Source organism: Pseudomonas sp. MWU12-2037, from assembly GCF_023242345.1.
Taxonomy (GTDB): Bacteria; Pseudomonadota; Gammaproteobacteria; order Pseudomonadales; family Pseudomonadaceae; genus Aquipseudomonas; species Aquipseudomonas gingeri_D.
Genome location: NZ_JALLIZ010000009.1, coordinates 217,656 through 233,639, shown reverse-complemented (window position 1 = coordinate 233,639; position 15,984 = coordinate 217,656). Strand labels below are relative to the sequence as shown.

The following is a 15,984-nucleotide window of genomic DNA, read 5'->3' as shown; positions in this document are numbered from 1 at the left end:
GCGCAGCTAACGCCGCGCCTCGTACATCCGCTGTTTACTTGCGCGAGGCCTTATCGGTCATCCGAGTGGCGCGTAGGGTGGCCTCTTCGGCGGTACGTTGTGCCTGCTCGGCCATTATCTGAAGACAATCGTAGACGCGAGCATGTCACCCAACCGCTTCCTTGAACCAAAGAAAATAAATATCCAGTCAAAAAAATTTAGAAATGGCGTCGTAATATTGCGCATAAACGATTGATATAAATTGCAGTTCAGGTAACTACGCTCATCAATCACTGACATCCCCAACAGCTTTTTACCCACGCTTTGCCCGTTCGGCATTGCATCGGAAAACAAGTAATACGCTGCAGTGGAGCCTAACGCCAGAAGACCGACTACATTCGGTGGCAATCCGACAAATTTGGCCGCTCGGCCTGCGAGAAAGAACAGGAAAAAGGTGACCAGGGAGTCAATGATTTGTCCTCCCCTGCGTCGCCCTAGACCAGGTGTTTTGGCAGGCGCAAGCCGCCGGGATTTTCTAGGAAATTTCACTCAAGCGAAAGAGCCAAGTCCTCGTTTGGCCCCCGAAAACGCTTTGCGATTGGCATCAAATGGCCCTTGATAAGTCCCAAAAAGGGACCTATCGTTCCCTTTTTGGGACTCTTTGGCGCGACCATGCAAACCCTCTCCCTCAGTGACGCGTTATTTACTGCAACACAACAGCGAATCCTGGGCTTGCTCTTCGGCAAGCCGGACCATAGTTTTTATGCCAATGAGATAGCCCGTTGGGCGAAGATCGGTAAGGGCAGCCTGATGCGTGAGTTGGAGCGCTTGCAACGGGCTGGCATCCTGACCCTCAGTCGGCAGGGTAATCAGACACACTACCAAGCCAATCCGGCGTGTCCTATCTACCAGGAATTGCTGGGCATTGTGCGCAAGACATTCGGCATCGTCGAGCAGTTGCGTGTGGCGCTCGGTCCGTTTGCGGATCAAGTAGCTTGGGCGTTTGTTTACGGCTCCATCGCCAAGGACCAAGCCCATGCCGGCAGCGATATCGACCTGATGTTGATTGGCGACGACCTGCACTACAGCGAAGTGATGGAGCGGCTGTTGCCCATGGAAGAACAAGTGGGCCGCACCATCAACCCCACGCTGTACAGCTTGGAGGATTGGAACGCAAAACTTGCCACTGGCAACAGCTTCGTTCAGCGGGTGGTGGAGCAGGAGAAGCTCAACATCATGGGTGAAAACCCAGTGGAGTCTAAGGATGGACAAAAACCAAAGCCTGGAAAACCTGCAACGTAGCGGCGGCCTGAAGGCCGAGCCAGCGGACCGCAAGGAGTGCGAAGGTCTGATGCGCTCGGCGAGTGATCGTTTGCAGGATGCACGTAGCGCCCAACTTTCCTTTGCCAGTCGCTTCGACCTAGCCTACAACGCCGCCCACGGCATTGCTCTCACGGCATTGCGCTTATCGGGCTTTCGTTCCGACCGCCGTTATCTGGTGTTCCAGTGCCTGGTTCATACTGCCGGGATCAACAAGTTGCAGGTTCGCTTGTTCGCGTTGTGTCACGAGCGCCGAAACCTGGCGGAATATGAAGGTTATATGGATGAAGACGAGAGGTTGTTGGCGGAGTTGATCGACAACACCACTGCATTGAAGGCCGTCGTCGAGCAAACAATGGTTGGGCTCTATTCCTGCTGAGTGAGAAGAAGGATTACCTTGAGCGTAACCACTTCAACCTGATACGTCGGGCCGCCTGAAACGCGGGGCGAGGGAACTGGACCCTCGGGGGAAAAACATCCGCAAGTCAGGCGGCCGTTCGTGAGTTTCTATTTATTGGGAAACTGCACAACCTTGATGTCATCGATGTCCAGCTTACGGAACACAGCGGGCCCACTCCCGCCTTGCGTACCGATCAAGACAGGGGCCCTGCTATGGTAGTAGGGAACTTTGATTGGACCACTTTGGAGCCACATGCCCTGTGGAGTGTGCTCATCTATAAAAAAGTTGCCATAGCCCAGCGATATGTGCCCTGTAACCGTGACCGCGATCGTTGTGGCTTCCCCCGGCTCTGGCGGGTGAACGCGGTATCTGAAGGATGTTAAAAGGATCCCGCTCTGCTGCTCTTCGCCAGGAAGGGTAAATATTTTGGCGAGAGAGGCCTGAAACGGGTCTGGGGGTTGTCTCGATTGCAGCTTGCCGGACCAGAAAGTATTCGAGCCTTCCGGGCCATCTTCCGTTTTGAGTACCCCCTCTGGAGATCCAATATCATTTTCCCAGCCGTGCCTTTCTCCATCTTCGAAATCGACAAAATCATCCAGGTTTTTCATCTTTGGTTTCTCCGCTCACAGGCGCTTTCGACCCTGCCCGTGGAGCCGGACATCGGAGGTCACAGCGCGGTTTTTAGTAGGCGCTGGAGACGGATGTTTGACTACTGTCAGAATTGACAGGGTGAAGCGGTTAGCCGACAAACGGTTCGCAACGGGGGAGACCGGCTTGAGGATCTCTTCGCGCCCCAGCGGGGATAAATCCCCTCGCCATATAATTCGAATTCACTACAAAGCCCCGTGACAGCGGCCTGCCCGCGAAGACGTCATAGCGACGCCTCCCCAGAATTAGCATTTTTCCTGACGATTGCCGCTTGTCGGGACTGTCATTTCTGACAGTTATCCCCGCTGAAATTTGTCGATTAACTGTGCCAGTCGCTTGCGAGCCTGCAACGCGACTCGTTGACTCGACTTTGACTTTGAAAGGATATCAATCATGGCAAACAAGAAAACTCCGCTGCACCCGCCATTGGTGCAGGATGCGGAAGATGGAAAATTGAGTTATGCACAACTCTCAGGAGGGCCCGCCACTGTTCTGGTGCCTGCTATTTATTCGATCGAGGTTGGAAGCATTATCGATCTGCATTTTGGCACCTACCACACGCTACATGCTGTGAGCGCCGGCGAGATAGGGCTGCCACTGATGTTTTTGATCCCTAATGATGCGGTGAAAAATGATATCGGGAAGACTGTTGCGGTGGGCTATTCCGTAACGTTGCCATCTGGCAATGAGGCGGTGTCACCGAAGGTTGATATCAAGGTAGTGACATAGTTTTCCGGTGGGCCTACGTTCCACGCCATCTCAGTGGTAGGCGTGGACGGTGGCATGATTAATACGACCTCGACAGTCAACTGATTCGATGCCAGTGTTTTTGAACGGTCCCAATAAGGGACTGATCGGTCCCTTGTTGGGACCTGTCATCAGGTGTCGCGAACTCCCCGTCTGAAAGAACCATTACCCTGACCGTAACGATCCACCGCTGGGCTTGATTGATGCCAGGCTGATTCACTCCTACTGTCTACTCCACGAAAGCGAACCCGTGGAGTGGTCATGACAACAACAATATCCCCCGACTCGCGCTGGACGCGGCGGCGCACCGAGAAGCAGCGCCGTCTCGAACAGGTACGAGCCCTCGCCGATGGCGTGGTGTTGCCGGCCGACAAGATCGTTGCCGCCCTCGAAGCCCTGATCATGCCCGGCGACCGGGTGGTGCTGGAGGGCAATAACCAGAAGCAGGCGGATTTCCTCTCCCGTTCCCTGGTCAAGGCCGACCCGGCCAAACTCCACGATTTGCACATGATCATGCCCAGCGTTGGCCGCGCCGAGCACCTGGACCTGTTCGAGCGCGGTATTGCCCGCAAGCTCGACTTCTCCTTCGCCGGCACCCAGAGCCTGCGCATCAGCCAGTTGCTGGAAGATGGCCTGCTGGAAATCGGCGCGATTCACACCTACATCGAACTCTATGCCCGCCTGGTGGTGGACCTGATCCCCAACGTGGTGCTCAGTGCCGGCTTCATGGCCGACCGCGCCGGCAATATCTACACCGGGGCCAGCACCGAAGACACCCCCGCATTGATCGAGCCGGCGGCGTTCAGCGATGGGATTGTGATCGTCCAGGTCAATCAGCTGGTGGATGACGTCAGCGAGCTGCCACGGGTGGATATCCCCGCGTCCTGGGTCGACTTCGTGGTGGTGGCCGACAGACCCTTCTATATCGAGCCGCTGTTCACCCGCGACCCGCGCCATATCAAGCCGGTGCATGTGCTGATGGCGATGATGGCGATTCGCGGGATCTACGAAAAACACAATGTGCAGTCCCTCAACCACGGGATCGGTTTCAACACCGCCGCCATCGAACTGATCCTGCCGACCTACGGTGAATCCCTCGGCCTGAAAGGCAAGATCTGCCGCAACTGGACGCTCAACCCGCACCCGACCCTGATTCCCGCCATCGAAAGTGGCTGGGTCGAAAGCGTGCATTGCTTCGGCACCGAACTGGGGATGGAGAACTACATCGCCGCCCGCCCGGATGTGTTCTTCACCGGGCGCGACGGCTCGTTGCGTTCGAATCGGATGTTCTGCCAGCTGGCCGGGCAGTATGCGGTGGACCTGTTTATCGGCGCGACCTTGCAGGTCGACGGTGACGGTCATTCGTCCACCGTGACCCGTGGCCGGCTGGCCGGTTTCGGCGGGGCGCCGAATATGGGGCATGACCCGCGCGGTCGTCGGCATGGCACCCCGGCCTGGCTCGATATGCGCCTCGACACCGGTGATGCCCCCGAAGCCTTGCTCGAACGTGGCAAGAAGCTGGTGGTGCAGATGGTCGAGACGTTCCAGGAGGGCGGCAAACCGACCTTCGTCGAAACCCTCGATGCCGTTGAGGTGGCGAGGAAAAGCGGGATGCCGCTGGCACCGATCATGATCTACGGCGATGACGTCACCCACTTGCTGACCGAAGAGGGCATCGCCTACCTGTACAAGGCCCGCTCCCTGGAAGAGCGTCAGGCAATGATTGCCGCCGTGGCCGGTGTCACCGCTATCGGCTTGCGGCATAACCCCAAGGACACGGCGCGGATGCGTCGCGAAGGCTTGATCGCCTTGCCTGAAGACCTGGGCATCCGGCGCACCGACGCCAGCCGCGAGTTGTTGGCGGCCAAGAGCGTGGCCGACCTGGTGGAATGGTCGGGAGGCCTCTACAACCCGCCCGCCAAATTCAGGAGTTGGTAAATGCACGCCTTCAATCTGCAAGCCCAACCCCTGTCATTGGCCGAGCGCCTGGCGGATTTCGCGGTGGAAGCGCTGATCGACGAAGCCGACCTGTCGCCCAAGCCGGCGTTGGTGGATCGCCGTGGCAACGGTGCGCATACCGATCTGCACCTGGGCCTGATGCATGCCTCGGCGTTGTCACTGTGGCCGATGTTCAAGGAGATGGCCGAGGCTGCTTATGGTGGCGCGCCACAACAAGCAGCTTCGCCACACTCAACAATTGTCATCGATCTATCACTGCGTGAAGCCCTGGGCCGTATCGGTCGCGACGGCGAGCAGGCGATGCTCCAGACCACCGGCGGCGTGAATACTCATCGCGGTGCGATCTGGGCCTTGGGGCTGTTGGTCGCTGCGGCTGCGCTGGACCCAAGCGCCGTCAGCGCCAACGCCCTGACCCTGCGCGCCGCCCGCCTGGCCTTGCTGGACGACCGTTACGCCCCCAACAGCAGCAGCCACGGCAGCCAGGTCGCCCAACGCTATGGCGCACGCGGTGCCCGTGAGGAAGCGCAACTGGGTTTCCCAGCGGTTACCCAACTCGGTCTGCCACAACTCAAACGAACCCGCCTCGCCGGCCACGGCGAGCAGAACGCCCGGCTGGATGCCTTGCTCGCCATCATGACCACCCTGGCCGATACCTGCGTGCTCTACCGCGCCGGCGTGCCGGGTTTGCAGGCCATGCAACAGGGCGCCCGCGCAGTGCTGGAAGCCGGCGGTAGCGCCAGCCTGGCCGGTCGGCGCTGCCTGCATGAATTGGATCAACAGCTGTTGGCGATGAACGCTTCACCGGGAGGCGCGGCGGATCTGCTCGCCGCCTGCCTGCTGATCGACCGCCTCGAACAGGAAGCCTTGTGATGGAAAAGTTGTCCTTTGAATTCCCCGCCGGGCAACCGCCCAAAGGCCGGGCGCTGGTGGGTTGTGTCGGCTCGGGTGACCTGGAGGTACTGCTGGAACCCGGCCATCCCGGCACCTTGTCGATCCAGGTAACGACTTCGGTAAACGGCAGTGCCTCGCGCTGGCAGCACCTGTTCGAGCGCCTGTTCGACGGCCAGTTGCCGCCCGCGCTGGCCATCGACATCCATGATTTCGGCGCCACCCCCGGTGTGGTCCGCTTGCGTCTGGAACAAGGTTTCGAGGAGATCGGCCATGACTGACAGCGAGCGTTTGTTGCACAAGCACAGCTTCGTCGAACTCGGCGCCCGCCAGCGTGCCCGGGCCTTGCTCGACAGCGGCAGTTTTCGCGAACTGCTCGACCCCTTTGCCCGGGTCATGTCGCCCTGGCTCGAACGCCAGGGCGTAGTGCCCCAGGCCGACGACGGCGTGGTGATCGCCAAGGGCAGCATCGATGGTTTGCCGGTGGTGATCGCCGCCATCGAAGGTGCGTTCCAGGGCGGCAGCCTCGGTGAAGTGGGCGGTGCGAAAATCGCCGGTGCCCTGGAGCTGGCCGCTGAAGACAACCGCAATGGTATTCCCACTCGCGCCGTGTTGCTGCTGGAAACCGGTGGCGTGCGTTTGCAGGAAGCCAATCTGGGGCTGGCGGCCATCGCCGATATTCACGCGGCGATTGTTGACCTGCGTCGTTATCAGCCGGTGATCGGCGTGGTGGCGGGCAGTGTCGGGTGTTTTGGCGGCATGTCCATCGCGGCGGCGCTGTGCAGTTATCTGGTGGTGACCCAGGAGGCGCGCCTGGGCCTCAATGGCCCGCAAGTGATCGAGCAGGAGGCGGGGCTGGACGAGTACGACTCCCGCGACCGGCCGTTTATCTGGAGCCTGACCGGTGGTGAGCAGCGTTTCGCCAGCGGCCTGGTGGATCGTTATGTGGCCGACGATGTGGCGTTGATCCGGCAACAGATTGCCGAATTGCTGGAAGCCGGTTTGCCCGGTGTACAACGCAGTCGGCAGGCGGAGTGGTACCTGCAACGCTTGGCCGAACTGGATGCCGAACCGCAAATCGATCCGGCCACGGTACGCCGTCTTTTCCAAGGAGATCGTCCATGAGCGCTTATTCCCTGCGGGGTTTGCACTGGTTCCAGGCGCTGGCGGCGGAGGCTGTTGAAGTGTCCGGGCTGCCGCCTTCATTGAAAGTCGCCGATGGCCAACTCGGTGATCAGCCGGTGCGCTTTCTGGCGGTGGTGGCCGATCCGGCCAACCGGTTTGTTCGTGCCCGCAATGGCGAGGTCGGATTGCTGGAAGGTTGGGGCCTGGCCAAGGCCGTGGACGAGGTGATCGAGGCCGATAGCGGTCGTGCCGGGAAGCGTGCCTTGATCGCCATTGTCGATGTGCCGAGCCAGGCTTACGGCCGTCGTGAAGAGGCACTGGGGATTCACCAGGCCCTGGCCGGTGCGGCGGACAGTTATGCCCGTGCCCGCCTGGCCGGTCATGCGGTGATCGCGCTGCTGGTGGGCAAGGCAATGTCCGGGGCGTTTCTCGCCCATGGTTATCAGGCCAATCGGTTGATCGCCCTGCGCGATCCGGGGGTGATGGTGCATGCCATGGGCAAGGCCTCGGCGGCGCGGGTGACCTTGCGCAGCGTCGAAGAACTGGAGGCCCTGGCCGCCAGCGTACCGCCAATGGCCTATGACATCGACAGTTACGCCAGCCTGGGGCTGCTGTGGAAAACCCTGGGCGTGGAGCAGATCGAACAGCCCTCGGCGGCCGACTTGGCACAGGTGGAAGACTGTCTGGTTGAAGCTATCCACGATGTGACGGCCAAGGGCGCGGACTTGAGTGGGCGCCTGGGCGCGAGCAATCGGGCGGCGTCGAGTCGGGTTCGGCAACTGTTGCGCGAGCAGTGGTGAGCCGCGATGCACGCTGACCAGGACTTCCTGCCCCACGACCTGCTCTGGGGACTGACCCCGGCGCAGTTGCCGGAGGAGGCACCGGATTGGGTGGCTGAGGCGCTGAGCCTGGGCCAACCAGTGGTGGTGCGCCGGGCGCTGACGGCGCCGGACCAGGTGGCGGTGGGCGTGCGCGGGGTTTTGCGTGAACAGCGTTTCGCCACATTGATGCCTAGGGCGCTGGTCGAGCGTTGTGTGCGACCCGAAGCCCTTGTCGATATTGAAGTCTGTGCACAGGATTGGCCGGCCTTGCAGGCGCTGCATTACTTGCGGCCGTTGTTGAATGCGTCGGGCCTGGCGTGGGGCGTCAGCGGCAGTGCCGGTTTCGAGTTGGCCACCGGTTTGCCGACCCTGCATCAACAGAGCGACCTGGATCTGATTCTGCGCGTGCCGCAAACGCTTTCCCGTCGTCAGGCCAATGGCTTGTTGCAGCGACTCGACAACCCGTTCTGTCGTGTCGACCTGCAACTGCAAACCCCGCTGGGCGCGGTGGCCTTGGTGGAGTGGGCGGGCACGGCGCGCCGGGTCCTGCTCAAGCGGGCCGATAGCGTGCAGTTGGTGCTCGATCCCTGGGATACCCGGGAGCGCGTGGCATGAGCAGTCTGCTGGTGTTTCCCGGCCAGGGCGCGCAACAGCCCGGCATGCTGCAGCGCCTGCCCGATGCCGCTATCGTTCGTGGCTGCCTGCGCGAAGCGAGCGATGTGCTGGGCGAGGACGTGAGCTTGCTGGATACGTCGCAAGCCCTGGCTTCGACCCGGGCGGTTCAGCTTTGCCTGCTGATCGCCGGTGTGGCCTGTGCCCGGCTGTTGCTGGAAGACACGGCGCCGCCGGCTTATGTCGCCGGCTTGTCCATCGGCGCCTATCCGGCGGCGGTACTGGCCGAGAGCCTGACGTTCAGCGATGCCCTGCGCCTGGTCAGCCTGCGTGGTGAGTTGATGCAACAGGCTTATCCACAGGGCTACGGCATGACCGCCCTGATCGGGTTGGATCTGGCGGCTATGGATAAGTTATTGGCCCAGGTGCATAGCGAACGGACACCGGTCTATCTGGCGAATATCAACGCCGATAACCAATGCGTGATCGCCGGGAGCGACGAGGGCATGAGCGCGCTGGTTGCCCTGATGAAAAAGGAGGGTGTAGCCAAACGCCTTGCGGTCAGCGTGCCGTCCCATTGCCCGCTATTGGATGAGCCGGCCCAGGTATTGGCCGCCGCCTTTGCCAGGGTGTCGATGCAGGCACCGCGCCTGGGCTACCTCAGTGGCAGCAGTGCGCGGCTGCTGCGTAGTGCTGAACAGATCCGCAATGACCTGGCCTTCAATATGCGCCGGGTCGTCGATTGGCGCGGCACCGTGCAAAGCGCCTATGAGCGCGGTGCCCGCCTGCAGATTGAACTGCCTCCGGGCTCGGTCCTGACCGGCCTGGCGCGCTGGGTGTTCGAGCAAGGCGCCGTCATTGCGTTCGACGGCGCCCGCCTGGACACCCTCAAGGCGCTGTTGGATGAGGAGGGACGCCGTCACCGATAAACACCGGCTGCTGCTTCGAAGGACAAAAACAACAACTTCGACAATGCAATGTGAGGACAACAAGAATGATTATCTACGGTGTGGCGCTGCTGGCGATCTGTACGCTGGCAGGGGTGATTCTGGGGGATATGCTGGGCGTGCTGCTAGGCGTCAAGTCCAATGTCGGTGGGGTCGGGATCGCGATGATCCTGTTGATCTGCGCCCGTTTGTGGATGCACAAGCGGGGCGGCCTGACCAAGGATTGCGAGATGGGCGTCGGTTTCTGGGGTGCCATGTACATTCCGGTGGTGGTCGCCATGGCGGCCAACCAGAACGTGGTCGCGGCGCTGCACGGCGGGCCGCTGGCGCTGCTGGCGGCGATTGGCTCGGTGGTGGTCTGCGGTTGCACCATTGCCCTGATCAGCCGGATCCATAAAGGCGATCCGCTGCCGGATGAGCCGATGGCGGTTGTCCCGACCACCACCGTCGCGGGAGGTCGCTGATATGTGGGATCTCATTGGCAAGGACCTGGGGCAGAACTCGCTGATCACGGCATTCGCCGGTGTTGGCCTGGTGATGTGGGTGTCGGTGGTGCTGTCCAAGCGCCTGACCTATGGCCGGATCCACGGTTCGGCGATTGCCATCGCGATCGGCCTGGTGCTGGCGTGGATCGGCGGTACGTTGACCGGCGGGCAGAAGGGGCTGGCGGATGTGGCGCTGTTTTCCGGTGTCGGTTTGATGGGCGGGGCGATGTTGCGGGACTTCGCCATCGTCGCCACGGCCTTCGAGGTCCAGGCGACCGAGGCGAAGAAGGCGGGATTGGTTGGAGCGCTGGCGTTGCTGCTGGGTACGTTGTTGCCGTTTATTGTCGGCTCGTGCATGGCCTGGGCCTTCGGTTATCGCGATGCGGTGAGCATCACCACCATTGGTGCCGGGGCGGTGACCTATATCGTCGGGCCGGTGACCGGGGCGGCGATTGGCGCGAGTTCCGAGGTGGTGGCGCTGTCGATTGCGACGGGCTTGATCAAGGCGATCCTGGTGATGGTCGGCACGCCGGTGGCGGCGCGTTGGATGGGGTTGGACAACCCGCGTTCGGCGATGGTGTTCGGTGGTTTGGCGGGCACGGTCAGTGGGGTGACCGCGGGGCTGGCGGCGACGGATCGGCGGTTGGTGCCCTATGGCGCATTGACGGCGACTTTCCATACCGGGCTGGGTTGTCTGCTTGGGCCTTCGGTGCTGTTTTTCGTTGTGCGTGGGCTGGTGGGCTGATCCTGATTATTTTGTGCCTGTTCTACCGTTTTCGCGGGCAAGCCCTTGAGGCCACCGGAAATGCATGATCGAACCTGGTCGTTGGCTGCTCAAGTCAATCGGTTGGCGTACATCCGGCACTCCGCCAGAAGCGCCAGCAGGTTGGGATCACGCTCCTTGGCCTTGAGAAACACCACCCCGATATGCTGTTGCAGGCGGTAGCGCGCCTGCAATGGAATCAGCTTCACCCGATTCTCGTATACCGCCGCAATCCTCCCCGGCAGCAAGGCGTAACCGACGCCGGAGCTGACCATGCTCAACAGCGTGAAGATGTCATTGACCTGCATCGCCACCTTCGGCTCGAACCCGGCCTGCTCGAACACCCGATTGCCGTCCCGGTGGGTGGCGAAGCCTTGGGTCAGGGTAATGAAGGTCATGTCTTTCAGGTCCGCCAGGTCAACTTCGTCCTGTTGGGACAACGGCGAGTCAGCGGGTGTCGCCAGGAAAATATCATCGGAAAACAGCGGAAGATGCTCGCAGTCGGAGTCGTTGGTGGTCTCATCCAACGACACCAGGATCGCGTCCACTTCCATGTTCTTGAGCTTGTACAGCAGGTCGAAGTTCGAGCCCAGGATCAGGTCGATATTGAGCTCGCTGCGACGGATCTTCAGGCCCATGATCAGTTGCGGCACGGTTTTCACCGTCAGCGAATAGAGCGACCCGAGCTTGAAGCGTTCGGCGGAGAACCCGGCGGCTTCGCGGGTCATGCGCACGCTTTCGACCACATCCTGGATCAGCTTCTGCGCGCGCTCTTCCAGCACATAGGCGCTTTCCAGCGGTGTGAGGTTGCGGCCTTCGTGCTTGAACAACGGACAGCGCAGGGCGTTTTCCAGGGAGTGGATGGCCCGGTGCACGCTGACATTGCTGGTCTGCAACTCGGCCGCCGCCCGCGCCAGGTTGCCGGTACGCATAAAGGCCAGGAACACCTCCAGCTTTTTCAAGGTCAGCTCTTCGTCGATCAGCATGGCGCGGGCTCTTTTTCGAATGCCCCGATTGTGCCCAAGTCCTGGGGTTTTGGCTGGGGCTTTTTCAGAATGGAGCCGGCTTGAGGGACGCTCGATTGCCTGTGAGGATTTTAGCGTTCTCCCAGGCCTCTTCGCGGGCAAGCCCTGCTCCTACAGTTTTCCGTCGTTCACAGAACTCGTGTGCGCCACCGTACTGTAGGAGCAGGGCTTGTCGGATCGCCGCACCGCCGCGAAGGCACCCGCTCAGGCGCTACGAGTTTTACGGGTGGTCTACCCCGCGCTTATCCAACGCCGAATCGACCAGCGCCTTCGCCAACTCGATCAGATGCACCACGCCCAGCACCACCTTGCGGTTGGCGCCATTCAGGTTTTCCACGGATTCATAGGCTGTTGCGGCGGCCGACTCCAGCAACTCGTAGGCGGTGGTCAGCGACTCTTCCGAGCGCGCATCCGCGCGAATCTGGAACAGGCTTTCCGGTAGTTTGTAAGGTTCGGGTGGTTCAACCGGTGGCAGGTTGTAGTGGGCGAATACCCGGTCGCTGTTTTTGTCGCGCCTGTGCAGCGGGCTGACGGGGGGGGCGGGGGTAATCTTCGACATATTCTCGACTCTCTCAACATGTGAGTTGAGCCGCCAAACACCACTGCTAAATGGTTAGGTGGCGGCCGTACGCAGGTTAGCAGACCGGCGAGTCAAGAAACCGGCGCACCCGAAGATGCCCTGCGCACAGCCACCATAATGCGCAGGCCACAAAAAAAGCGCCTGACAGGGCGGGGGCGCTATGCGCCTTGACTCAACGCGGGCTGCTAAACCCGATCACTGAATTGGCAGTGACGAACGAAGACTAGCCACGTGTTTTGGCAGGCGCAAGCGCTCAGGATTTTCTAGGAAATTTCACTCAAGTGAAAGAGTAAAGTCGCATTCAGTGGTCTGCAAACTGGCGATTTTTTCGGACTATGATCACCCCAGCAACTGGCGTGGGCATGAGCGGCCCCTTAATCACAATCTCAAGGACGCACATGCAGACAATTGTTGTTCGTTATTTGGAGGTCATTACGTCTCGCGACGGAGTGCCTGGAACATCGGTCCTGCTGGGGACTGAAATTTACGAGAATATTAAAGAGGTACTCATTCCAGGAATACCCCAGCCAAAGGGTGATCGTGCCTTGCATCCGGTGTTCTTCACGAAATGCTTTCTTGGTATCGATAATCATCTGTGGCGGGTGGAGTCGGTAGCGGCGACACCCGCGGATGCACAGCAGCCAGCTTTCTTCTCGGTCTTGATCAAACGACATGATGTGTCCAAGGAAATATTTCTTTACCAGACTCTGAAATCAAACAAGGGGCTGACGGCACAGAAAATTTTGGGGCAGCAGGGCACGTTGGTGGAGGTGGATTACGGGTTTGTCCAGAGGGCTGGTCGGATGAACGCGATCAGTAAAACGAACAAGCGTTATATGGATACGTTGCTTGAGGCGGAAATGCACAAGCGACGGTTAGCGGTGGTCGTGAAAGTGATATCAGCGAACCTGATTCAGGTCGCTCCTGTTACGTCCCAAGAGATAAAGCCGGGTGATCGAACGGCGTTCAAGCTTGATCGAAGTACACTCGAAAAAATGCCTAGGTATCAGAGCAGCGGTAAAGAAAGTTACGTTATTTGCAGCATGCTTGAGTGTGTGTCTGTACAGAGGATTTTACCGCCGGTCAGCTATTTCAAAGAGGGGCGAAGTTCAGGGCGTAACGCCAACTATGGCATTGCCCTCAGTCGCTCCGAGAGCAAAAAGCTCAAGAGCGCGTTGATTCACGCGATTGGAGCGGGTGACCATGTTCCCTATAACGATGTCCTACAGAGCCAGCGCCAGGTTGCCCAGCTTCAGGCATCTGTCGAGTCTTTGACGGCTCAATTGAAGGCCCAGGCGCAACGCCTCAATCATTTGTCGGCAGTCGAGCGATTGGCCAAAAGCTGGGCTGAGTCCATGGGGCGTGACTATGAAGATGAGCTTGAGTTTCAGTGCGCTCTGGACGCCGAGAATGGGCTTTGACTGACACGGCTTGTCCGGTCAGTTGGGCCTGAGCAGATTGACATGAACTACGGCTTTCAATAGCATTGGAAAACATGGTCCGGAAATCGAGAGCAGAACTCTACCCGGGCGACAGGGCTAGTACCCTTTTCTGTGAAAGTAAAATGTACAAAATAGCCGCCTTCAAGGGCGGCTTTTTTGTGTACTGAGAAATGTCTTTCAGAACCACCCAACCCCCAGCACCGAACTCAACAACCCCAACCCAACCCCCGCCAGAATCAACCAGATGGCATTGACCCGGCTGAAATAGACCACGGCGGCGCTGACCAGCGTCAGCAGCAAACTCAAGGTGCTGGTTTCCATGCTGCGAATCAGGATGTAGCTGGCCGCGAGGATCAGGCCCACCGAGATCGGCAGCAAGGCGCGCTTGATCCGTTGCACCCATGGGGTCTCGGTGTGTTTTTCCAGCCAGCCGGCGCCGAACCAGGTCAGCATCGAGCAGGGCAGCAGCTTGGCCGTCAGCGCCACCAGCGCCCCGGGCAGGCCCGCCGTCTGCTGGCCGATAAACACCAGGAACATGCCGTTAGGCCCCGGCAGCGCCTGGGACAAAGCGAAGAAGGCGACGAACTGGGCGTCGCTGATCCAGTTCATCTGGGTCACCGTGTAGCGGTGGATATCGCCCAGGGCCACGGTGTTGCCGCCAATGGCCATCAAGGACCAGAGCGCGCATTGGATCATCAGGTGGAACAGCACGGTCTGCATGGCTCAGGCTCGTTTGTCGAGAAAACGCAGGGCAATCGACAGCGGAATGCAGATCAGCAAGACACTCCATAACGGCAGCACCAGCACCCCCATCAGAATAAAGGTCACGCCGAAGGCGCAGTAGTTGGCGAGATTGCGCGGCATGGCCTTGAGCAGGCGCAAGGTGGTGCCGAGCATCAGCCCGGTGGCAATCGGCATGATGGCGCCGAACACTTGCTGCACCGCGTCATTGCTCCACCAGCGGGCATAGGCGAAACCCGCCAGCACGGTGATGATCGACGGAAACAGGTACAACCCGAACAACGCCGCGCAAGCCCCGGCCAGGCCATGTTGGCGGCGGCCGTAGATGATGCTGACATTGCCGATATTCGGGCCGGGGAAGAACTGGCCGGTGGTCAGCAGTTCGTTGAAGGCCGGCTCGTCGACCCAGCGTCGGCGGTCGACCATCATCTGCCGGGCCCAGGGCATGACCCCGCCAAAACCGAACAGGCCGACCATGGCGAAGTTGTAGAAGAGTTGCCAGAGGCTGGGCGAAGGAGCGGGGGAGGTGAGTGCGGGCGCGGACATCAGCATGGGCTCCGTTGAACGCCTGGGTTCAGGTCATGACGCCGTTGAGCGAGCAACGGGCCATCAGTAAAACCGGTTCGGGCGTGGCACGCCAGGGGGGACGTCCCGGCTTTCTATTTTCTATAAGGCGTGGTCTTTTTTTCTTAATCTATGGGGCGATATATAGAAGGTAGAGGCTTTGTTTTTTGTGGGAAGGCGCCTGGAGAGAGGTTCTTCCTGACGATGTCATGCCAAGACTCTTGTGCTTTTGTCCGTCAGGCCTGAGCCTTGGGCGCAGTTGTTTCGACCAAGCGAGGTAAGTGGCAGATGTATCACGGGGAACGACTCAACGCCTGGACCCATCTGGTAGGGGCCGTATTGGCGTGTATCGGGGCGATCTGGTTGCTGGTGGTGGCGAGCCTCGACGGCAGCCCCTGGAAGATTGTCAGCGTAGCGATCTATGGCGTGACCCTGTTGTTGCTGTACAGCGCGTCGACGGTTTATCACAGCGTGCGCGGGCGGGCCAAGGTGATCATGCAGAAGGTCGATCACCTGTCGATCTACCTGTTGATTGCCGGCAGCTACACGCCGTTCTGCCTGGTGACATTACGCGGGCCCTGGGGTTGGACGCTGTTCGGGATCGTGTGGGGCCTGGCGGTGATCGGCATGTTGCAGGAGATCAAGCCGCGTTCCGAAGCGCGGATCCTGTCCATCGTGATCTACGCGGTGATGGGCTGGATCGTGCTGGTGGCGGTCAAGCCGCTGCTCGCCGCACTGGGGACGGCGGGGTTTGTCTGGCTGGCAGCCGGCGGGGCGCTATATACCCTGGGGATTATCTTCTTTGCTCTGGATTATCGGCTGCGGCATGCCCATGGGATCTGGCACCTGTTCGTGATTGCCGGCAGCGTGCTGCATTTTGTAGCGATTTCCTGGTACGTGATCTGACTTGAGGTCGAGCGCAGACCTTTGTAGGAGCC

Annotated in this window: 20 protein-coding genes; 14 read left to right on the top strand and 6 right to left on the bottom strand. The window is 60.1% G+C overall.

The features are described 5' to 3' along the window. Positions 1–114 precede the first annotated feature (114 nt). Positions 115–528, bottom strand: a complete 414-nt coding sequence (locus tag M5B42_RS18610; RefSeq protein ID WP_177104258.1) for an RDD family protein — start codon at positions 526–528, stop codon at positions 115–117. Between the two features lie 123 nt (positions 529–651). Here M5B42_RS18610 and M5B42_RS18605 point away from each other — a divergent pair, with 123 nt between their 5' ends. Together M5B42_RS18605 and M5B42_RS18600 are read left to right on the top strand one after the other, a co-directional pair. Beyond that, entirely contained in the window at positions 652–1,281 is a 630-nt protein-coding gene (locus tag M5B42_RS18605) for a nucleotidyltransferase domain-containing protein (RefSeq protein WP_152736833.1), read from the top strand. Beyond that, a complete protein-coding gene (locus tag M5B42_RS18600; protein WP_248746682.1) occupies positions 1,244–1,678 on the top strand; it encodes a hypothetical protein in 435 nt (144 codons plus the stop codon). The genes M5B42_RS18605 and M5B42_RS18600 overlap by 38 nt, the downstream gene beginning before the upstream one ends. A 128-nt stretch (positions 1,679–1,806) precedes the next feature. Here the strand turns inward: M5B42_RS18600 and M5B42_RS18595 are convergent, their stop codons facing one another. Beyond that, on the bottom strand, positions 1,807–2,307 hold the full coding sequence (locus tag M5B42_RS18595) for a hypothetical protein (RefSeq protein WP_248746681.1): 501 nt from the start codon (positions 2,305–2,307) through the stop codon (positions 1,807–1,809). A gap of 433 nt (positions 2,308–2,740) precedes the next feature. Between M5B42_RS18595 and M5B42_RS18590 the strand changes: the two genes are divergently transcribed. From M5B42_RS18590 to madM, 10 genes are all read left to right on the top strand, one after another. Next, a complete protein-coding gene (locus M5B42_RS18590) occupies positions 2,741–3,076 on the top strand; it encodes a hypothetical protein (protein WP_248746680.1) in 336 nt (111 codons plus the stop codon). 279 nt (positions 3,077–3,355) lie between these two features. Further along, positions 3,356–5,032 (top strand): malonate decarboxylase subunit alpha, encoded by a 1,677-nt coding sequence (mdcA, locus tag M5B42_RS18585; RefSeq protein WP_248746679.1) that lies wholly within the window; start codon positions 3,356–3,358, stop codon positions 5,030–5,032. After that, positions 5,033–5,923: a triphosphoribosyl-dephospho-CoA synthase gene (locus tag M5B42_RS18580; protein ID WP_248746678.1), complete on the top strand. Its 891-nt coding sequence runs from the start codon at positions 5,033–5,035 to the stop codon at positions 5,921–5,923. It abuts the gene before it with no gap. Next, positions 5,923–6,222 carry a malonate decarboxylase subunit delta gene (locus tag M5B42_RS18575; protein ID WP_121135287.1) on the top strand — a complete coding sequence of 100 codons (300 nt, stop codon included), beginning with the start codon at positions 5,923–5,925 and terminating at the stop codon, positions 6,220–6,222. Before M5B42_RS18580 ends, M5B42_RS18575 begins: the two co-directional genes overlap by 1 nt. Beyond that, positions 6,215–7,066, top strand: a complete 852-nt coding sequence (locus M5B42_RS18570) for a biotin-independent malonate decarboxylase subunit beta (RefSeq protein ID WP_248746677.1) — start codon at positions 6,215–6,217, stop codon at positions 7,064–7,066. Before M5B42_RS18575 ends, M5B42_RS18570 begins: the two co-directional genes overlap by 8 nt. Further along, entirely contained in the window at positions 7,063–7,866 is an 804-nt protein-coding gene (gene mdcE / locus M5B42_RS18565) for a biotin-independent malonate decarboxylase subunit gamma (RefSeq protein WP_248746676.1), read from the top strand. Before M5B42_RS18570 ends, mdcE begins: the two co-directional genes overlap by 4 nt. Positions 7,867–7,872: 6 nt before the next feature. After that, entirely contained in the window at positions 7,873–8,502 is a 630-nt protein-coding gene (locus M5B42_RS18560) for a malonate decarboxylase holo-ACP synthase (protein WP_248746675.1), read from the top strand. Next, a complete protein-coding gene (gene mdcH, locus M5B42_RS18555) occupies positions 8,499–9,428 on the top strand; it encodes a malonate decarboxylase subunit epsilon (protein WP_248746674.1) in 930 nt (309 codons plus the stop codon). Before M5B42_RS18560 ends, mdcH begins: the two co-directional genes overlap by 4 nt. Before the next feature lie 65 nt (positions 9,429–9,493). Next, a complete protein-coding gene (gene madL / locus M5B42_RS18550) occupies positions 9,494–9,910 on the top strand; it encodes a malonate transporter subunit MadL (protein WP_248746673.1) in 417 nt (138 codons plus the stop codon). 1 nt (position 9,911) lies between these two features. Next, the gene (gene madM / locus M5B42_RS18545) at positions 9,912–10,676 is read left to right on the top strand and encodes a malonate transporter subunit MadM (protein WP_248746672.1); all 765 of its coding nucleotides are present in this window, start codon (positions 9,912–9,914) and stop codon (positions 10,674–10,676) included. A gap of 89 nt (positions 10,677–10,765) precedes the next feature. Here the strand turns inward: madM and M5B42_RS18540 are convergent, their stop codons facing one another. Together M5B42_RS18540 and M5B42_RS18535 are read right to left on the bottom strand one after the other, a co-directional pair. Next, positions 10,766–11,680 carry a LysR substrate-binding domain-containing protein gene (locus M5B42_RS18540; protein WP_103499352.1) on the bottom strand — a complete coding sequence of 305 codons (915 nt, stop codon included), beginning with the start codon at positions 11,678–11,680 and terminating at the stop codon, positions 10,766–10,768. A 259-nt stretch (positions 11,681–11,939) separates the two neighbouring features. Next, complete coding sequence (locus M5B42_RS18535; protein ID WP_248746671.1) at positions 11,940–12,278, bottom strand: DUF3077 domain-containing protein; 339 nt, start codon at positions 12,276–12,278, stop codon at positions 11,940–11,942. Positions 12,279–12,697: 419 nt separating this feature from the next. Between M5B42_RS18535 and M5B42_RS18530 the strand changes: the two genes are divergently transcribed. Then, the gene (locus M5B42_RS18530; RefSeq protein ID WP_248746670.1) at positions 12,698–13,720 is read left to right on the top strand and encodes a type II toxin-antitoxin system PemK/MazF family toxin; all 1,023 of its coding nucleotides are present in this window, start codon (positions 12,698–12,700) and stop codon (positions 13,718–13,720) included. 198 nt (positions 13,721–13,918) lie between these two features. Here the strand turns inward: M5B42_RS18530 and M5B42_RS18525 are convergent, their stop codons facing one another. Both M5B42_RS18525 and M5B42_RS18520 read right to left on the bottom strand, forming a co-directional pair. Continuing rightward, a complete protein-coding gene (locus M5B42_RS18525) occupies positions 13,919–14,461 on the bottom strand; it encodes a chromate transporter (RefSeq protein ID WP_248746669.1) in 543 nt (180 codons plus the stop codon). A 3-nt stretch (positions 14,462–14,464) separates the two neighbouring features. After that, positions 14,465–15,034 (bottom strand): chromate transporter, encoded by a 570-nt coding sequence (locus tag M5B42_RS18520; RefSeq protein WP_152736845.1) that lies wholly within the window; start codon positions 15,032–15,034, stop codon positions 14,465–14,467. A 300-nt stretch (positions 15,035–15,334) separates the two neighbouring features. On the opposite strand from M5B42_RS18520, the gene M5B42_RS18515 reads away from it, so the two are divergent. Continuing rightward, the gene (locus M5B42_RS18515; protein ID WP_152736846.1) at positions 15,335–15,952 is read left to right on the top strand and encodes a hemolysin III family protein; all 618 of its coding nucleotides are present in this window, start codon (positions 15,335–15,337) and stop codon (positions 15,950–15,952) included. The last annotated feature ends 32 nt before the right edge of the window (positions 15,953–15,984 follow it).